Below are 18,745 nucleotides of genomic sequence, written 5' to 3'. Positions count from 1 at the left end.
GCACTGAATTCATGCTTACGACGGCGAACAATCGCAGCCGCACGGAATAAAATATCTGCACGAACAGATGGATCCGTTTTTCGCCACCATTCAAACGTTTCATCCGCTACTTTCATTGCTTTTTCCGCCAAATCCTTATTCGATTTCGAAACATACCCGATAATTTCCTCTTTATTTGCCGGGTTTACAGAAACGAGCTTTTCCTCTGTCGTAATTCGCTCGCCACCTATAATAAGCGGATATTCCTTACCAAAATCAGCCTCCACCTTTTTCAAAGCGTCCAGCATCGCCTGCTTGTTTTCTTCAATAGTATAATCAGTAAATGGTTCATGTTTGTATGGTACGACCATGTATAAAACCTCCTATAAAAATTTTATTATGTAAAATTTGTATAAAACAATGATTACAAATGTTTTATTCATCTAATCTGAACGAAGTAAAATCGCGTAAGTATTATATACTTAGATAACAATACCCTTCGTGCTGTTTCTATAGCATGAACGAGTATGCGATTAGTTCCATCTATACAGACGTGCTCATAGTATACACATCCGCACATATTTCTATCCTTACGTAATCGGCACCTCCTTTTAAGTAAATCTTAAATAAAATTTAAGTATTACTTTAATTTCACACTAATTTTACAATAATAAAATTAGTGTGTCAATCAATCAAAAATGATGGCGTTCCTCTTCCTGTACTTCTAAACAGGAGCGAATATGATATAATTCACATAACGAGAAATTACTTTATTTATGGTTTGGTGGAGGATGTATGTCAAAGTTATTAGGTGAGCAAGTTAGAGAATTAAGAAAGAAAAAACAAATGACATTAAAACAAGTTGCAGAAAAAACAGGTTTTTCAATTAGTTTTATATCTCAACTGGAGCATGCAAAAACCTCAGCAACGCTTGAATCACTCAAGAAAATATCGGAAGCATTAGGGGTAACGCCAAGCTATTTTTTTTCAGATACAAAAGCAAAAACAAAATCAAAGGTTATTCGCAACGTATTGAATGCTTCCAGTGGACAAGAAAATAACTTCATTTATAAAGACCTTTCGGGAAATGTAGAGAACCCTATCTTATCGCCAAATTTAATTATTCTCAATCCTGGTGGCAACCGAGGCAGCAACCTCACCCATTCCGGACAGGAGTTTTTATATGTGCTTGAAGGCACGCTAACCGTAATGATAAGGGAGGAAACATACGATTTACATCCTTACGATTGTATATTAATCGATTCCTCCACACCCCATTATTGGCTCAATAAAACGGATGAACCGATAAAATTTTTATGTGTTTCTGCCAACGGGGAACGATGAATTGCAGTTCGATTAAGCTCTTAATGGCGTGTTTTATTATAAAATCGAGAAAAGCTCTCTTAACGAACACACTAGTTAATGCCATAAGACATACAGCGATTCCGTTTTTTCCCATTCGCTCTATTTTGAAATTCAATGGACTATACGAATAGGTAGTTTGTGAGATTTCGAGTAAAAACAAGCCGCAGTTACTACGCTACGTTTTTTATACTTATCGTTACTGATAAAGAGGTTTAGAGAACGAATATGTAATTCACACGCACGTTTCCGCCTTAAGAAAACAAATGGAAAAGAGGGCCCATACCATAACCCTGTCAGACCCTGTTAATGCCTGTTTACACAAAAACAACCCCAAACGATCACTCTGTAGTCGTACAGAGTTGTCGTTTAGGGTTTTGCAAATTAGCATACGACCTTTTTCGCTTTTTTGCACTGGAAAGGGAATTAAATACCATCTTTTATTTTGGTATGTACGTTTTCTTCTACCTTATCAACGTGCGCATCGGTTAATTTCCTTCTCGGCTTAGGGTGAAACCACTCCAATTTTCCATGTCGAATAATTCCTTTGTACACTTCTTCTTCAATTGTTAGTTGAAATTGATAAACTTCTTGAGAATTACTTTCAAGCATTGGCTTTATTTCTATACCGTCTATCGTTTCATTCGATTCTTGCTTACGTACTAAACGATAAAGGAATGCTTCGATCCATTCTAATTGAGACGCATCGACATCCTGTTGCGGGTGAGGATGAAGCCATTGAATACTCCCTTTATAGAAATCCCCTTCATATTCCTTCCCATTAAAAGAGAAAGAAAATCGTTGACGCTCGTATGTCCGATCCGTATAGAGCGTTTTCATTTCAAAGTCATCGACCAAAATACTCAACTCCTACCTATTAAATTAATTTATTCCATCCTTCCCACTTTATTGCTTTACTTAACAATTAGTTTAAAAGGATTGCTTTTTTAATTCAATAGTAGAAGTTCCATTCATTTTTTTATAAGTGACTTAAAATCAATAATACGGTTGCAAATACGCTGTAATAAATAGTTGTCATGACTAATAACCAAAATCCCGATGTTTCGTTGTTTTACTATTTGTAAAACAGCATGCCAAATTTGTGCTTGTGTTACGGAATCATGCATCGCAGTCATCTCATCTACAAGTAAATAGCCTGGATTTGATCCAAGAGCACGAGCAATACAAAATCGTTGCAGCTCTCCACCGGATAATTGCCCTGGAAATCGATCCAACCATTCGTAATGTATTCCTAATGTTCGCAAAAGATCTGGTGAAATAGATCCACTTTCAGCAAGAACCTTATGCATCCTCCATTTCGGATTAATTGCTTTTTCTGGGTGCTGCCAAATTAATTGAACTGGCGACATGCCGCTGTAAGGAAGTTTTTTGCCGTCCACAGAAATCTCCCCCTCAGTAGGAATAAGATAGCCTGCAATAATTTTTGCCATCGTTGTTTTCCCGCAGCCACTTTCTCCAGACACCCCAACAACTTCACCTTTTTGAACACACAAACTTAGCCTTTGGAACAACCACTGACTAGAGGTATAACGATAACTAATATTACTTATTTTCAGCATAAAAACACCTAACCATTCCATTATCCACCCAAGCTTCATTCGGTTGTTGCTTCATACAGATATCCATTGCAACGGGACATCTCGGTGCGTAAATACATCCTTTTTTTATTTCATCTGGAAACGGCTGTTTCCCCATAAATGGTGTAAAGCTATGTTGCGGAAGCGCCTGCCATAAAGCTCTCGTATAAGGGTGTCTTAATTTACTTCCACTTCCATGAAAGTCCTCCACATTAGCAATTTCAACCGTTTCTCCTGCATAAAAAACAGCAATTTTAGATGCGGTCTTCAAGGCAGTCATTATATCATGCGTAATAAACAAAACACCTTGTCCATTACCCGCCGCTTCTTTAATATACGCAATACTTTCATTTCGTGCCTTCTCATCCAAACCACTCGTTGGCTCATCCGCGATAAGAAGCTTTGCCTCAATTGCCATTGCTGTTGATAGGAGTACACGCCGAGCCATGCCCCCGGATAATTCAAAAGGATAACGAGAGCCGGCCTCTTTTGTTAAGCCGAGCTTGTTGAAAATACGCTGTTGCATTGTCCGTTTATGTTTATTTTTAATGATCGCTTGTACTTGCTTTCCGGCCTTCATCAAAGGGTCAAGTGCACTCGTAAACTGAGGGAGGAGTGCAATGTCAACGCCACGTAATGTACTTTGCTTCTCCTTTGTTAGTGGAAGCCCTTCAAAATGAATCGTCCCCTTCAATTGCGCACTTTTAGGGAGTATACCTAAAATAGCATCTGCAAGTAAACTTTTTCCCGAACCACTAGCACCGACTACTGCTACAACCTCACCTTTTTGAATCGATATGTCAAATCGCCTTACAACCGTTGAAGCTCCTTCTCGTAAACCTCTGTCAAACTGTTGAAAGGAAATGGATAACTGCTTCACGTCAAGCAGTTGGGTGTTTCGATTACGCCGTTCGTTCTTTTTATTTGTTTCGTTTAAAAAACTCATTCACCCTATCCCCTTCATCAATTGTATATATTTTTTACAAAGCTTGTTTTTCAATAGGATTCATTAATCTACGGATGTTTCGAGCGAGCATGTCGAATACAAGAATCATACTTAAAAGTGAAAGTCCAGGAAAAAATGCAAGCCACCACTTTCCAGTTGTTAAGTAACGTAACGATTCCGACAAGATAATCCCAATTGCAGGCGTTTCTGGAGGCAAGCCAAATCCAATAAAGGTAATTGCCGCTTCGTGCAAAATAGCATGAGGAAACAATAGTATAAATCCAACAATAAGCTGTGGCATTAAATGCGGGAGGAAATGGTGCCTAAATACCCATGTGTTTGTTTTTCCAAGCTTATAGGAAAGCGCCACATAATCTTCTTGTTTTAATTGCAATAACTCCGCACGAAGCAGCCGTGTTAGGCTAGGCCAATGCGTAAGTGCAGCGCGACTACGATGCCTTTTATTCCTCCCCCAATAGAAAACGAAATAATAAGCAGTAGAACGATATGGGGAACGCTCAAAAAGAGATCAATTAACCAAGTGACAATAAAATCTATCCGTTCATTCAAAGCAGAAAGCATACTCAATAGAAGCGCTAAAATTGAGCTGACTGTCGCTGCTATAACACCTACAAAAAAGCTTAGTCCTAAGCCTTTCATTGTGCGTGCTAGCATATCGCGCCCTAGCCAATCGGTTCCATACGGGTGAGAAAAGGAGGGTGCGTTGTTTTTCATATATAAATTAATTGGAATCGTTTTATAATATAGCACTAGACTGCTTCCTAGAATAAGAAGTAAGAAGATACTTGCACATATAATTAGGAAGAGCGTCCGTTGCCGAACGTTCCAGCTCCGAATTTGATTAAATCTATCCAGTAATACGTTTCCGATCATCGGATTTCTCCTTTTCTCATTCGTGGGTCTATTACTTGATACAATAAATCAGCTAACACGTTACCTACATAAACAAACACCGTGCTAAACAACACAATGCCTAACAGCAATGGAATATCGCCTCCAAGACCGGCCTGTATAGTAGCCTGTCCAAGACCAGGATAAGAAAAAACCTGCTCTGCTACTATCGTTCCACCGAACAGCTCCCCGAAAGTGACAAATTGTAATGAAATTGCTGGAAGTGAAATATGCCGGATTCCATGCTTCCACAGTAAGGAAAATCCTTGCTCTCCTTTCGCACGCGCAAACCGAACAAACGCACGATCAAGCACCTCGATTAGTTTTTGCCTTGTATGCAAAGCAACATTCGCCACTCCTACAATACTTAACGTAAGTGCCGGCAAAAATAAATGGTGCAGCCTTTCAAAAAAAGTAACATCTTTCGCCATCTCCCCTGCAGGCGCCGCAAGCCCAACTGGAAACCAGCCGAACGATACAGAAAACACCATTAATAGTACAATTGCTAACCAAAATGCTGGTGTTGAAGCAAGGATAAAGCAATATCCCTTAATCACCTTATCGATAAGCTTTCCTTCATTCATTCCAGCAACGATCCCAAAAATAAACCCTATTATTCCTGAACAAACCCAGGCAATCAGCATTAAAGCCAAGGAAGCTATAAATCGTTCTTTAATTACGTTCGCAACAGGAGTCCGGTATAAAAGGGAAGTACCTAAGTCGCCCTTTATAACTGCTGTCAGCCAATGAAAAAATTGCTCCGCACTAGACGCATGCAATCCCCAATAAGCCGCAATATTTTCCCGTTGCTCCAGCCCGATCTTCATCATCTCGGCTCCGACGTAAGATTGAATTGGATCGATTGGAGAATTACGCACGAGAAAAAAGGCAAGAATACTAACCCCTATTAGACATTCATTCAATACAGTTAGTTTGCTCACCATTTCACTTAATAAGCGTATTGGTATATTCTCTTTGTTCCCTTTTATTATAAAGCATAGAAACACTGCTTGTAATGTCAGAACAGTAAGTCAAAGGGATTTATTGCAACACAAATAAACGTTTTTTTACCAAAAAAACAAATTAGTACGTGCTTCTGTGGCCACAGAATTTACCTATTCGCGTCTTGCTTACGATTTACGAGCATCGTTAAACTGCAAAATAGCTCATTAATGCGAGACACTCACTAAATTAATCCATTAAAAAACACGATCCCAAATGTTGGCATCAAAGCAAATTCTATAAAAGTAGTGCAACAAAACTATTGTATTTTATATAACTAACAAGTCTGTCATTCATTATTAGCACATCCGCTAATAGAGATTGAGGGTTCTCCTGAACGACGTATTATGGTAGGGTGTTCACTTTTACATCTGGTAGATTAACCGATGCGAAAAGAGTTTGAGATAGATTTCATTAGTTCATTCATTAAAGTACAGCACTTGATCATTCTATCCGTAGGAAGAAACTCAAGATTTAATATACATGAACTTCTTAATAGAAAACAATTAATTCAAGACTTACGGTTCATATCTAGATATTTATTGAAGTCTATCTTATTTTACATATTTTCGTGAATAAATCAAGCTTTTCCAAATGACCTCCTGTTTTTTAATATAAGACCCATTAGTTTGGCGAGATACCTCTAATATTTAATTCGAGGAAGCTCGCCACCTTTCCATGAAACGGAAGCAGTTGACGAAGTATTAAGCCATCAAATTTGCATAACGACAAAGGAGTTCAAAGAGTCTTTTCTTCAAGTATGTTGTATGTTACTCATAAAATTATAGCTCCATCGCCTCAACAACATTTGCAACAGTAAAAAGTTTTTCTTCTTGAAATGGAGCTGCCATAAGCTGCACTCCCACTGGCATTCCTTTACTGAGCCCACAAGGAATTGTAATTGCTGGAAATCCTACTAATGTCGCTGGTCTGATCAACCTGCTCCCAGCACCATAAATAGTAACTTTTTCACCATTCACCCATACGTCTTTCTTACCGATTTCTGGAGCGGTAAACGGAACGGTTGGAGCAATAAGCACATCTACTTTTTCAAGAATCCCCTTGAATTCTTGACGAATTTTCTCCCTTTTTTGCTGTGCTTTTATATAGTCAACTGCTGAAATTCGTGTTCCAGATTCGAGTCGTTCTCTGACATCTGAACCATAATCCTGAGGTCGAACAAGTAAATTTCTCTCATGCACAACACTCGCTTCCGCAGTCACTGTCTTCGCATACGTCTCCACCGTATCATTAAACGAATCGAAATGAATTGCCTCCGTTTTCGCCCCCATGTTCGCCAAAGAGCGTATAACACGCTTTACTTTTGCTACGATTTCATTATCAACATCTGAAAAAAAGTGTGCTTCATCTACTCCAATTATGAGATCCTTCATACGCCCTTCAAATTTACCCCGTGCGCCCGTGGAAGGCATCCGAACCGAATCAGGATCGAGTCGATCGTAACCAGCTAAAGTCTTAAATAATAGTTCCGTATCATAAACGGTCTTTGTAATTGGACCGACATGATCCAATGTTCGAGCTAAAGGGAAGCAGCCATATTTGCTTATTGTTCCATACGTTGGCTTCAGTGAAACCAAACCACAAAAAGCTGCCGGAGCACGCAAGGAACCACCTGTCTCCGTCCCAATTGAAGCAATAGTCATATTCGCACTTACTGCTGCAGCTGATCCTCCACTTGATCCTCCGGGTATTTTATTCGTATCCCACGGATTTCGACATATTCCATAATGCGAATTACTTGTCGTTACCCCATACGCATATTCATGCATATTCAGCGTTCCAGTAAAAACAACACCTTGCTGTTTTAATTTTTTTACAACCGTCGCATCGTAGGCTGAGATAAAATTTTCGTGTATTTTTGAACCAACCGTTACGTTTTTATTTTTAAAATAAAAAATATCCTTTAATGCCATTGGAATCCCATGTAACGATCCCTTGTATTCTCCTTTCATAATTTCCGCTTCAGCTTGCTTTGCTTGCGCCATTGCTTCGTTATCATCGATGCGTATATAAGCTTGGATTACCTCATTTTTATTTTTAATTTCCTTTATAACAGCCGTCATTATCTCCACCGGAGAAACTTCTTTGCTCTGCACAAGGGGTGCCAATTCCCCAATAGATTTTGCGGCTAAACTTATTGTCAATGGTCTCCCTCCTTGTTGTCAGCCTCTATTTTTTATTAACAAATCACAATTCTATGAATCTTCATTGCCCCATATTAGTGAGCTATTAGTAAGTGATTAATATTGTTAAATAAGATCGACGCAGCATTGATTTGAGCGTTTTAAATAAAATGCTACGACAAGAAAAGTTCAGGTATAAACGTAACAATAGCTGGAACATATGTAATAATAAGCAATACTACAATAGCCATGAGCGCAAATGGGATAATTGCTTTACTTAAACGGACAAAAGATACTTTTGTAATTCCTGATACTACAAACAATACTAATCCTACAGGCGGAGTAATCAAGCCAATCGTTAAATTCAAGGAAACAACGACACCAAAATGAATAGGGTCAATCCCCAATACTTCAACAACAGGTAATAAGATTGGCACCAAGATAATAATGGCTGATAATGGTTCTAAAAACATTCCAACGATAAGTAAAAGAATATTAATTATCAAAAGAATTACCCAAGGTTTTTCTGAAATGGAAGTAAGCCCTTCAGCGATCATTTGTGGAATACCTTCCATTGTAATCGTCCAACTAAACACACTTGCCGTGGAATTAATGATCAATACAGATGCACTAATTACACCTGTGCGAATCAATACGTTTGGTATATCGATCATTTCTAAGTCTTTATATATATACATACCAACAATAAAAGCAATTACACTTCCAATCGCCCCTGCTTCAGTTGGGGTAAATTGGCCCGAAAAAATACCGCCAATAATTAAAAAGGGAACGAGCAACGCGGGTAAAGCATTTAGAAAACTTTTGAAAACCGTCCTTATACTTGCCTTTTCTTTTACTGGAAACCCTTTTTTCTTTGCATACATAAAAGCAAGCGCAAAAAAGCCAATTGTTAACATAATTCCTGGAATAATTCCGGCTAAAAATAAAGCACCGATCGATGTGCTTGCAGCTACGCCGTATAGAATAAAGATGAGACTTGGCGGAATAATTGGTCCCATAATAGACCCACCAGCTGTAATTGCTGCTGAATAGTCATCGTCATAATTATCTTTTTTCATTTCTGGTACCATAAACGTACTTTGAATAGCTGCAACTGCATTTGCTGAACCAACGATCGCGGATAGAAAAGCGCTAACCAATATATTTACATATGCTAATCCACCTCTTAAATGAGCTACGAGAGCACGGGAAAAATCAGCAAGTCTTTTCGTAATTCCACCGCTATTCATTATTTCACCAGCTAAGACGAATAAAGGAATTGCCAATAGACTAAAGTTATTAGGAGCAGAGATCATCCGTTGAGGAATCGTTAAAAAGAAATCAAGATTACCACTTATGATTAAATAAAAAACACTCGTTAATCCTAAAACAAAAGCAACCGGAACACCTGCGAGCAGTAAGACCATGAAGATTAGGGCAATGGACACGTTTACTCCCCCTTGTTTCTAGCGAACAATGTTTCAATGATGGTATTAACTATATATATAAACATGATGATAAATCCGACTGGTACGGAAAGATTGACAAACCACATAGGAATACGTAGCGCGGGGGATACTTGCATAAGGGCTGTTGGACTAAAAACTTGTTTAAATCCAAAATAGATGGACACAACGACGAAAATAAGAACCAACATATTTAATCCGAGCCGATAGAAATGCTGCCACTCTTTTCTTGTTTTTGCCAAAAACAAATCAAACATAGCAAGTTCTCCATTTTTAAGCGCCATGCTAGCACCAATGAAAGTAACCCAAATGAGACAGTAGCGAGCATATTCTTCGCTCCAAAAAATTGAAAACCCTAAAAACGTTCGAGCAAATACTTGCGCAATAATGACTAATGACATTGAACCGACTAAAACCATAAGCATATATTTAGAAATCGCGTAAATAAGATCAGTAGTTTTTCTTAATATCCACACACTTATCCCCCCGCTTGAAACAATAGATAAAAAGGATAAGAACTTTCTTATCCCATTTATCTGCTTTCCTTAGTTTTTAATATTTTCTACTTCTGTAATAAACTCTTTTATTAGCGGATGCTTATTGCCATATTCTTCATAAACAGGCTGAACTTTATCAATAAATGGCTGCATATCCTCAATCTCGTTAATATTTTTATCTAATTCATTCAACTCTTTTAACGCCTTTTTATCGATTTCTTCCATTTGTTCAACAATCCAAGTAGAGGTTTCATGTCCGGCTTCAGTTAAAATTTGTTTTTGTTCGTCTGAAAGCTCGTTATAAGTTGATAAATTCATTATATTAATATTTGGTGTAGGATATATACTTAATAATGAAATATACTCTGTCACTTCATGAAAGTTTTCATCGGTAAATGTAATTAAGTTTGTCTCATGTGCGTCGATTACGCCTGTTTGTAATGCGCTATAAAGCTCACCATAAGCCATTGGTGTCGGATTTGCACCGAGCGTATCAAAAATATCCAACATTAATGGGCTTTCCATCACTCGAATTTTTAAATCAGTAAAATCTTCCGGATTTTCCACCGGTGCTACGTTACTGCCAACATGTCTCATACCTGCGTTATTAATCCCTAATCCCCTTAACTGTAAATCTTCCAAGCTATTAAGCATTTCTTGCGCAACATCCGTTTTTAATGCTTCATTAAAAGTTGAATAATTATCAAATAAGAAAGGAATTGTTAATCCATCCATTACTGGCGTCGACCCACTAAAGATAGATGCGGAAATTAAAGCACCGTCCAACGTTCCATTTTGCACCATTTCCAACATATCCAATTCCTCACCAAGCTGGCCGCCTGGGAAAACTTCAATACGAATCTCACCATCCGATTTCTCTTCTACTAATTCTACATAGTGTCTAGCAGCCATATGATACGGGTGATTTTCCCCCTGTACGGCATGGCCTAATCTTAGCTCTACTATTTCGTTTGACTTTGTATTACTCGTATCATCTGTACCTGAACTACTCGTACTATCTGTACTAGAATTTTTGCCAGCACAAGCACTAATTAGGATTAGGAGCAGTACAAAAATCATAAATAGGACAGCAACACTTTTCTTCAACAGCTTCACACTCCTTTTATTTTTATTCCGTTACAACCGATAATTCTCCAACTATTAATAAATTTTCCGAAAAGTATAAACGTTTTGAATTATTTTATAGTATAATATTTACAAAGTCAACAAAATTTTTTAAATAACACTTCAATTTACAATTAGACATTCAGACAGTAATACGTAATGTAAATTATACAAACACTTATAGAAATTATTTAGGAGGTAATAATGAAGGATAATATTGGAGCACTTATAAAGAAATTACGTCTTGAGCAGCAATTAACATTAAAAGAAGTGTCACATCGAACAGGATTATCTATTAGCTTTTTATCTCAAGTGGAAAGGTCTAAATCTTCCATAACGTTGCAATCATTATCACGTATCGCTGAAGCATTTAATGTGAGTCGTAGCTACTTTTTTAACGATCATGCGACAAAATCCAGCCTATATAAAAGCAAAAGTAAAGATTTAAATTTTAAAGACTCTTATTTTATATACCAAAGCTTAACCGGTAATATGGAAAACCCTTTTTTTGAACCTATGCTCGTTATTCTACTGCAAAACGAAGAAAAAGAAATACCTTCCAGTCATAGCGGGCAAGAGTTTGTTTATGTGATAGAAGGCACACTCACTTTGGTTGTTGAAGACGAAGAATCATTATTAGAGGCCGGTAGTAGTTTTCATATTGAATCCAAAGTTTTACACACGTGGTTTAATAATTCTAATAAACCAGTAAAACTATTATACGTTTATGCTGCTAATTAATAGAATAAAATAGAACATCGCGCACGATCGAAATAGAAAGATTTAAGTATGTACAGTTAAACCCCAACTTGAACCCTATGAATTCTGAATGAAAATGAAAAAGATATGCTATTACTCACCTTATGCCAAACATAACAAGTATAAAACTAAATGACACAATCCAAGCGGAGACTAAAATATCATTTGAACATAAATCCATTATACTTTCCTTTAAGCTGATCATTAAAGAAGACCTTTTAAAACAAGCGTTTTTCTGTTGTTAAGTACGCTTTAGAACGTTAACAACCACTACATATCTATTTATTTACATTTAGACAACAATTCGCAATTAATTTCTTTAGTACAATTATATAACAATGACGAAAGCCTAGCTCAAAATAATCGCTAGGCTTATCCTTCTCTTATCGTGTGTGCATGTAATTCCAGGTTTTTTTAATCCACCATTCTTTATCCATTGTCGCACTTGTCAGCTACATCTTAACAACTAATCGATTTACTTCACCAGCATGCAGTCGATCAAATCCTTCATTAATTTCTTCTAGTGAAATCGTATCACTTAGTAGCTTATCAATCGGCAAGCGACCTTGTTTGTATAAGGAGACAAAACGCGGAATATCTCGTGCCGGAACACAGCTACCAACGTAAGAACCTTTTATTGTTCTTTCCTCTGCTGCTAGCGTTACTTGTGGCAATGCTATTTTATGCTCTGGATGTGGCAACCCAGTAGTAATTGTTTCCCCACCTCGACGTGTAATTTTATAAGCTAACTCAAGAGCTGGAACAGCACCAGCCGTTTCAAATACATATTCCAATCCACCATTCGAATAATTACGGATAGCTTCCTCAACGAACGACTCAGAAGAATTAAAGACAGCTGTTGCACCTAACTCCTTTGCAAACTTCAATTTATCCTCGTTAAGATCTATCGCAATAATTTCACGAGCACCTGCAGCGACAGCACCGAGCAAGGCACTTAAACCGACTCCGCCTAAACCGACGATTGCTACGGAACTTCCCATATTTAGTTTAGCTGTATTAACTACTGCACCCACACCAGTCAATACCGCACAACCAAATAAGGCCATAATTTCAAAAGGAACGGACGTATCCACTTTAACTAACGAATGTTGGTCAGCTACGATATAGTTCGAAAACGCACTCACCCCTAGATGATGATACACAGATTCATTTTGACGATGAAGCTTTTGCCCTCCACTTAGTAATTTACCATCTGTATTTGCTTTCGCACCTTCTTCGCATAATGCCGGCCTTCCCTCTGCACAAGGAAGGCATTCGCCACAGCTCGGAATGAATACGCAAACGACATGGTCGCCTTTCGTAAAATTGCGAACGCCTTCTCCTGTTTCAACTACAATACCAGCAGCTTCATGACCTAATGCCATAGGAACCGGCCTCGGTCGATTCCCATTTATAACAGACAAATCCGAATGACATAGACCGGCTGCTTTAATTTCAATTAAAACTTCACCGCGGTCTGGTTCTTTTAATTCCAGTTCTTCAATTTTTAGTGGCTGACTCTTTTTATATGGAGCTGGCAATCCCATTTCATGTAAGACAGCGGATTTTATTTTCATAACGTTCACCTCACATTACGAGTGCACTACCAGTGATTATTCGTAATACCCTTCTGTAGACTTAATGAAATTGGCAAATTGATCCGAATCATGCCCAAACCATACTTGTGAATTTGTATTTTTTTGAATGCGCTTTATTTTCTCAACCGCTTGTACATAGCCGAGTGAATCATAAATAATGCCAGGGATTTTAATTGGTGGCCCATAATTTTCTGCTGAATATACCGCATCCGAAGCTAAAATAATCCCCCCGGTTTCAGGCATATCAATGTGTAGACCGATTAGTCCCCATGCATGTCCACTTCCAAAATTTAATATTTTAATCCCTTCTACAAGCTCGATCTCATCCTCATTTCTGCCAATTGTTTTCCATTGCAGGTGATTTTTTATCCATGCATCGATATCCGCCCATATATAGGCTCCGCCTTTATTATGATCAGCATATGAACGAAGCGTTCCATTCAATTCATCTTCGTGAACAATAATTTTTGCTTCTGTGAACATTTCTAAGCATCCAGCATGATCCAAATGAAGATGGGATGCAACGACATACTTTATTTCTTCAGGACGAACGCCGAGCTGCTCCAACCGGTTAGGTAAATAACATTCTTCACTCGCTTCATACGGAAATGTTTTTTGCGTCATCTCTTCCCACCGGCCTTTTTCACCCATTGAGTTTGGATTACATGCTGTATCAAATAAAATCTTCCCCTCTGGATGATCAATTAGAACCGTATAAATAGGAAATTCTACAAATGTTGCTGGCTTATTTGGATCGTCCACATTCGCCGGGTTGTGCATTGCCACCATAAAATTTTTATCCATTCTCATCTTTCCATTGTCCATAACATATAACTTCGGTTTCGGTTTAATAATATTCGCCATACTATCCCCTCCATATGATAAGATTAATTGCTAAAACAGAGCCTCCTTTCTTTTTCCTTTCAATATATTTACTTGCAAGTACTATGCCAATTAACAAAAACACTGCCACACTTACGATTATAAAATCAGACTTTTCTTAATTCGGTGAATAAATTCTCCACTTATTGTGGACTACATGATACAATACACATAATTTCGGTTCTTAATTTCACCACCTTAAGAATTTTTTCACCATTTTGTTATTAGAGAGGCGTGGATTAATGAAAACTACGAACATACGAAACGAAATGCATACGATTTTAGAGTTCATTTCAGATGGTATTTATATCGTAGATCATAGCGGAAAAACACTTTACGTTAATAAATCGTATGAAGATATTTCAGGATTCTCCAGAGATGAATTAATTGGAAGACATATGAAGGACCTAACAGAAGAAGGCTATTTTAATCAATCTGTTTCTCTTTTAGTGCTAGAAAGAAAAGAAGAAGTATCCTTAATCCAACAATTAGGAAAACAAAGAAAAGATGTCATTGTAACAGGAAACCCAATCTTTATGAATGATGGAAAAATAAAATATATCATAACGAGCGTACGCGATATTACACAATTAAACGAATTAAAAAACAAACTGCAACGAGCGGAAAAGTTTTCAGAAATTCAAAACTACCGTTATATATTTGACTTGGATGATACAGACAAGCCTTCTATCCTTTATAACAGCTCCGTTATGCATACCATCGTTAAGAAAGTGGAACAGATTGCTGAGTTTCCGACAAATGTATTAATAACCGGGCCTTCAGGAGTAGGGAAAGAAGAAATCGCTAACTTAATTCATTATTTAAGCGACCGTAAAGAGAAACCAATTATAAAAGTAAACTGTGCCGCCCTTCCGGATAATTTATTGGAGTCGGAGTTATTTGGATATGAACCTGGAGCTTTTACAGGGGCAAACAAAGAAGGTAAAATCGGCTTACTCGAACTAGCAAATGAGGGCACTTTTTTACTTGATGAAATAGGGGAAATGCCACTCGCCTTACAAGTAAAGCTACTCCGAGTTATTCAAGAAAAAGAAGTGCAAAGAATAGGTGGGACAAAATCAAAACGCCTCGATATTCGTTTCATTTCTGCAACAAATCAAGATTTAACAAAAAAAGTTTACGAAGGCTCTTTTCGAGAAGATTTGTATTATCGACTAAAAGTTGTTGAACTGTCCATTCCCCCATTAAAAGAAAGAAGAGAAGATATTGAACCATTAGCGGAACACTTCTTTCATGCATTGAAGAAAAAGTTTCGAGTCGATAAAGAACTAGCGCCTTCAACTAAAGCGATGCTACAAACGTATGATTGGCCAGGAAACGTTAGAGAATTAAGAAATGTAATTGAAAATGTTCTCGTTTCCGTTCCAGACTATACCATTCGTCCCGACCATCTTCCAAACTCTTTTATTAAAACAAACGTTGAAAATGTAACTTCTTTAAAAGACCGAGTAAAAAATTACGAAAAAATGATTATTGAAAAGTCTATTCAAGAGTACGGATCTATAAGAAAAGCAGCTAAAGCACTTAATGTCCATCATTCCACTCTCGTTAAAAAAATAAAAAGTTGGGATGAGGAAGTAGAAGGGATTTAGGTGTAAGAGCAAGCCACTAATAAAAAAGATATAATATTAAACTCCTAGATTCGTTATAAACACTAGGAGTTTTTCACTCGTTGCTCTTAACTCTCCGGTACCTCAACCCTTTTTTATAAAACACTTATCCAATCTAAACAAATTATAATACAGACCTACCAAAGTATGCGTAAAATGTTTGTGGGGGAACAGATGCACGAATCTAAGTAGATAATATGTGATCAATTTTACTTCGAACGATATACACATGAATAACACCATTGATGTTCACTGCAGGTGGATGCTTTCCGCGGGCACGGCTTCAGCCTCCTCGGAAAGCGTAGTGTATATCTACTGCGGTCGGTAGGAATCAATACTAAAATTAACGAATACAAAGAGAGGTTTTTTTACTTCTTAAAATAACACCCACAAATACTTGACTCAATCCCTACCAAAAATTAACTGGCCACATATTTAAATATCGGCTAGAATAGATAGGATTATTGTATAAAAAAATATAAAAATTCCGACTCTTGTTGGAGAACAACATATAATAAAGGAGGGAAATCCTAATGACAATTACAAAAATAATACCACTCGCACTCATTATTATTACCGGAATCATTCCTTGTCTACCGTTTGTTTACACAGCTGAAATATTCGGTTTTAACGGATCCGTGTTTTTCGCATTAACAGGCTTTTTTTCTGTATGTATAGCCCTCGTTATCCACCAGTGGTTATTCGAAAAAGGAAAGTGAATATATTGAATTAAGTGTATAACGGTTGAAAATATTTACACGAAAGAACATTCCAATCCTTACTACAACTATGTGGCTTTTTTGAGTAGGAAAAAGCAGGAAGCATCATACACCTATTCTACTATTCTAATACTATATAAAAAAGGAGTTCTAAAATTGAATATAGCAGCAACTATTGTCGTTATTATCTATTTTATAGGTTTACTAATTATCGGGTGGTATACGAGTAGGCTAGCAGGTAAGTCGGTTGAGGATTATTGGATCGCATCTGGAAAGACGCCTATTTGGATCAATTTACCTGCCGCTTTATCCGTATATATTAGTGGGGGATCGTTTCTCGGAATTGCTGGAATCGCATACAGCTCAGGTGCTTTTCAAGCGAGTATGTTTATTCTTGGTGCGATAGTAGGTATTGGACTTTCAACAGTATTAACTGGCGCCCAATTTAGACGAGCGGAAGCAGTCACTTTACCAGATTACATGGGGAAAATTTTTGCAGACACCCGTGTGCGTTACGTAGCAGCACTCATTTTTGGTTTTTATGCATTCGGTTACTTAGTTCCACAATTTAAAGGTGGCGCAATCGCTTTTAGTGCCATTTTAGGAATTCCCCTCACAATTGGAATTGTAGTCATGGGTATTATCGTCGTAGTATATGTTATGTTAGGTGGATTCTGGGCTGTTACTTGGACAGACGCCATTCAAGGGGTATTACTGTTAGGGGCGATGTTACTACTCGGAATAACCGTCTTGGTTCACTTTGGAGGAATCGGTTCCATTTGGGACCAAGTGAGAGAAGTCGCACCACAATACACTTCTTCCTCTGGTCAACTCATGAGCGGAATTGGATTATTAGTGACTTGGGCATTCGCTTGGGCGGCTTTCCCAGCAGTCGTTAGTCGTGTCTTTGCATCACAGAATGAGATTGTCGCAACAAGATCACTGACATACGCAACTGTAGGATATTCTATTTTTCACTTTTTTACGATTTTCGTTGTTGCTCCAGTAGCTTTATTAACCGTACCAAATTTGGACAACCCTGACTTCGCCCTTATTGCAGTTATGGAAAGCTTTTTTCCGCCTATCATCATAGGGATTATAGCAGCCGGCATGCTTAGCGCGCTTATGTCATCCGCAGATTCCTTGTTAATGGCTTCCGTTTCAACAATCGTTCATGATTTATTTATTCCGTTATTTAAAAAGGATATCACCGATGAAGGTGAAGTTCGTCTCGCCCGTATTACTATTTTCGTTGTCGGAGCATTTGCAGTTATTTTGACAATTAACACTCCAGCAATTATTGGAGAAATATCGGCGATAGTTGCAGGTTATGCTGCTTCATCCTTATTTTTCCCAATGATATTAGGCACATGGTGGAGAAAAACAACTGCAGAAGGCGTTATGGCTGGTATGATTGCTGGCGCAGTCGTCTACATCACATGCTTTTATATCATTGAAGTTGCCTTTACCCAAGTATTCTTTGGTATTATTGCTTCAATCGTAGCTATTGTTATTGTCTCCTATGCGTTTCCAAAGAAAACAAGTGATGAACGCAAACAAATTCTAGACCGCGTAACAGCTACGCTAAATAAAAAATAAACTTAGATGAGTGAACATAATGATAAATAGCAAAAAGAAAACGAAATGGGCTAACTTTGCTGGACAATCAACAGAAAAGCTATGCAAGCAATTTGAACATATTTTATGTAATCAACAAATCCTCTTTAAAAAACAAACTTATTTACTACCCGCTTTACAAGCTTTGTTTTTAGGAGGAGGAAACAAAGGCACAAAATTTATCATCGGTGACAATGCGGATATTTCAGTAACATTCATTCCTGCGTTTGCCGATCCTATGACTAAACTCATATTTAGCTTTACAAGTACAGAAAAGAAAATAAACGATATGAAAAATGTCTCGGTAATTGAATTGCATTTTAATAAAAATAACGAAACAGTAGTAAAACAACTTATGAACAACTTAAATGCCACATACGAGCAGCCATTATGGAACATTTCTCACCACCCTAGATTTCAAACCGGAATATTCCTGGCAGCGCGTATCCGTAAAAAATGGGACAAATGGGTGAAATAATTTAGACGTAAATTGTAGTAAAAACAGGAA

Annotated in this window: 19 protein-coding genes; 6 read left to right on the top strand and 13 right to left on the bottom strand. The window is 37.6% G+C overall.

Features of this window, described 5'->3' with window-relative positions; translation table 11 throughout:
• A partial coding sequence (locus ACLIBH_RS09160) for an aldehyde dehydrogenase family protein (protein WP_439315536.1) occupies positions 1-350 on the bottom strand: 350 nt, incomplete at its 3' end.
• Positions 351-774: 424 nt separating this feature from the next.
• On the opposite strand from ACLIBH_RS09160, the gene ACLIBH_RS09155 reads away from it, so the two are divergent.
• Positions 775-1,323 carry a helix-turn-helix domain-containing protein gene (locus tag ACLIBH_RS09155; protein ID WP_439316404.1) on the top strand — a complete coding sequence of 183 codons (549 nt, stop codon included), beginning with the start codon at positions 775-777 and terminating at the stop codon, positions 1,321-1,323.
• A 444-nt stretch (positions 1,324-1,767) separates the two neighbouring features.
• Here the strand turns inward: ACLIBH_RS09155 and ACLIBH_RS09150 are convergent, their stop codons facing one another.
• The 10 genes from ACLIBH_RS09150 to ACLIBH_RS09105 form a co-directional block, all read right to left on the bottom strand.
• Entirely contained in the window at positions 1,768-2,199 is a 432-nt protein-coding gene (locus ACLIBH_RS09150; RefSeq protein ID WP_439316403.1) for a DUF5342 family protein, read from the bottom strand.
• Between the two features lie 113 nt (positions 2,200-2,312).
• Positions 2,313-2,942 (bottom strand): ABC transporter ATP-binding protein, encoded by a 630-nt coding sequence (locus ACLIBH_RS09145; RefSeq protein ID WP_439316402.1) that lies wholly within the window; start codon positions 2,940-2,942, stop codon positions 2,313-2,315.
• A complete protein-coding gene (locus ACLIBH_RS09140; RefSeq protein WP_439316401.1) occupies positions 2,905-3,885 on the bottom strand; it encodes an oligopeptide/dipeptide ABC transporter ATP-binding protein in 981 nt (326 codons plus the stop codon). The genes ACLIBH_RS09145 and ACLIBH_RS09140 overlap by 38 nt, the downstream gene beginning before the upstream one ends.
• Positions 3,886-3,919: 34 nt before the next feature.
• A complete protein-coding gene (locus ACLIBH_RS09135; RefSeq protein WP_439316400.1) occupies positions 3,920-4,279 on the bottom strand; it encodes an ABC transporter permease subunit in 360 nt (119 codons plus the stop codon).
• Between the two features lie 23 nt (positions 4,280-4,302).
• On the bottom strand, positions 4,303-4,656 hold the full coding sequence (locus ACLIBH_RS09130; protein WP_439316399.1) for a hypothetical protein: 354 nt from the start codon (positions 4,654-4,656) through the stop codon (positions 4,303-4,305).
• Positions 4,657-4,775: 119 nt separating this feature from the next.
• On the bottom strand, positions 4,776-5,741 hold the full coding sequence (locus ACLIBH_RS09125) for an ABC transporter permease (protein WP_439316398.1): 966 nt from the start codon (positions 5,739-5,741) through the stop codon (positions 4,776-4,778).
• A gap of 840 nt (positions 5,742-6,581) precedes the next feature.
• Positions 6,582-7,964, bottom strand: coding sequence for an amidase (locus tag ACLIBH_RS09120; protein ID WP_439316397.1), 1,383 nt, complete (start codon positions 7,962-7,964; stop codon positions 6,582-6,584).
• Between the two features lie 152 nt (positions 7,965-8,116).
• Positions 8,117-9,391 (bottom strand): TRAP transporter large permease, encoded by a 1,275-nt coding sequence (locus ACLIBH_RS09115; RefSeq protein ID WP_439316396.1) that lies wholly within the window; start codon positions 9,389-9,391, stop codon positions 8,117-8,119.
• Between the two features lie 2 nt (positions 9,392-9,393).
• Positions 9,394-9,885, bottom strand: coding sequence for a TRAP transporter small permease (locus tag ACLIBH_RS09110; protein WP_439316395.1), 492 nt, complete (start codon positions 9,883-9,885; stop codon positions 9,394-9,396).
• Between the two features lie 69 nt (positions 9,886-9,954).
• Entirely contained in the window at positions 9,955-11,013 is a 1,059-nt protein-coding gene (locus ACLIBH_RS09105) for a TRAP transporter substrate-binding protein (protein ID WP_439316394.1), read from the bottom strand.
• Positions 11,014-11,235: 222 nt separating this feature from the next.
• Between ACLIBH_RS09105 and ACLIBH_RS09100 the strand changes: the two genes are divergently transcribed.
• Entirely contained in the window at positions 11,236-11,772 is a 537-nt protein-coding gene (locus tag ACLIBH_RS09100; RefSeq protein ID WP_439316393.1) for a helix-turn-helix domain-containing protein, read from the top strand.
• 470 nt (positions 11,773-12,242) lie between these two features.
• Here the strand turns inward: ACLIBH_RS09100 and ACLIBH_RS09095 are convergent, their stop codons facing one another.
• Both ACLIBH_RS09095 and ahlS read right to left on the bottom strand, forming a co-directional pair.
• A complete protein-coding gene (locus ACLIBH_RS09095; protein ID WP_439316392.1) occupies positions 12,243-13,367 on the bottom strand; it encodes a zinc-dependent alcohol dehydrogenase family protein in 1,125 nt (374 codons plus the stop codon).
• 36 nt (positions 13,368-13,403) lie between these two features.
• Positions 13,404-14,252 (bottom strand): AhlS family quorum-quenching N-acyl homoserine lactonase, encoded by an 849-nt coding sequence (gene ahlS / locus ACLIBH_RS09090; RefSeq protein ID WP_439316391.1) that lies wholly within the window; start codon positions 14,250-14,252, stop codon positions 13,404-13,406.
• A gap of 260 nt (positions 14,253-14,512) precedes the next feature.
• Between ahlS and ACLIBH_RS09085 the strand changes: the two genes are divergently transcribed.
• From ACLIBH_RS09085 to ACLIBH_RS09070, 4 genes are all read left to right on the top strand, one after another.
• A complete protein-coding gene (locus tag ACLIBH_RS09085; RefSeq protein ID WP_439316390.1) occupies positions 14,513-15,883 on the top strand; it encodes a sigma-54 interaction domain-containing protein in 1,371 nt (456 codons plus the stop codon).
• A 551-nt stretch (positions 15,884-16,434) separates the two neighbouring features.
• The gene (locus ACLIBH_RS09080; RefSeq protein ID WP_439316389.1) at positions 16,435-16,620 is read left to right on the top strand and encodes a hypothetical protein; all 186 of its coding nucleotides are present in this window, start codon (positions 16,435-16,437) and stop codon (positions 16,618-16,620) included.
• Between the two features lie 156 nt (positions 16,621-16,776).
• Entirely contained in the window at positions 16,777-18,219 is a 1,443-nt protein-coding gene (locus ACLIBH_RS09075) for a sodium:solute symporter family protein (protein WP_439316388.1), read from the top strand.
• Between the two features lie 19 nt (positions 18,220-18,238).
• The gene (locus tag ACLIBH_RS09070; RefSeq protein WP_439316387.1) at positions 18,239-18,715 is read left to right on the top strand and encodes a hypothetical protein; all 477 of its coding nucleotides are present in this window, start codon (positions 18,239-18,241) and stop codon (positions 18,713-18,715) included.
• Positions 18,716-18,745: the final 30 nt, after the last annotated feature.

It is taken from the genome of Virgibacillus sp. W0430, assembly GCF_051846935.1.
GTDB lineage: Bacteria > Bacillota > Bacilli > Bacillales > Amphibacillaceae > JBPYCR01.
This window is presented reverse-complemented; position numbering and strand designations above follow the sequence as displayed.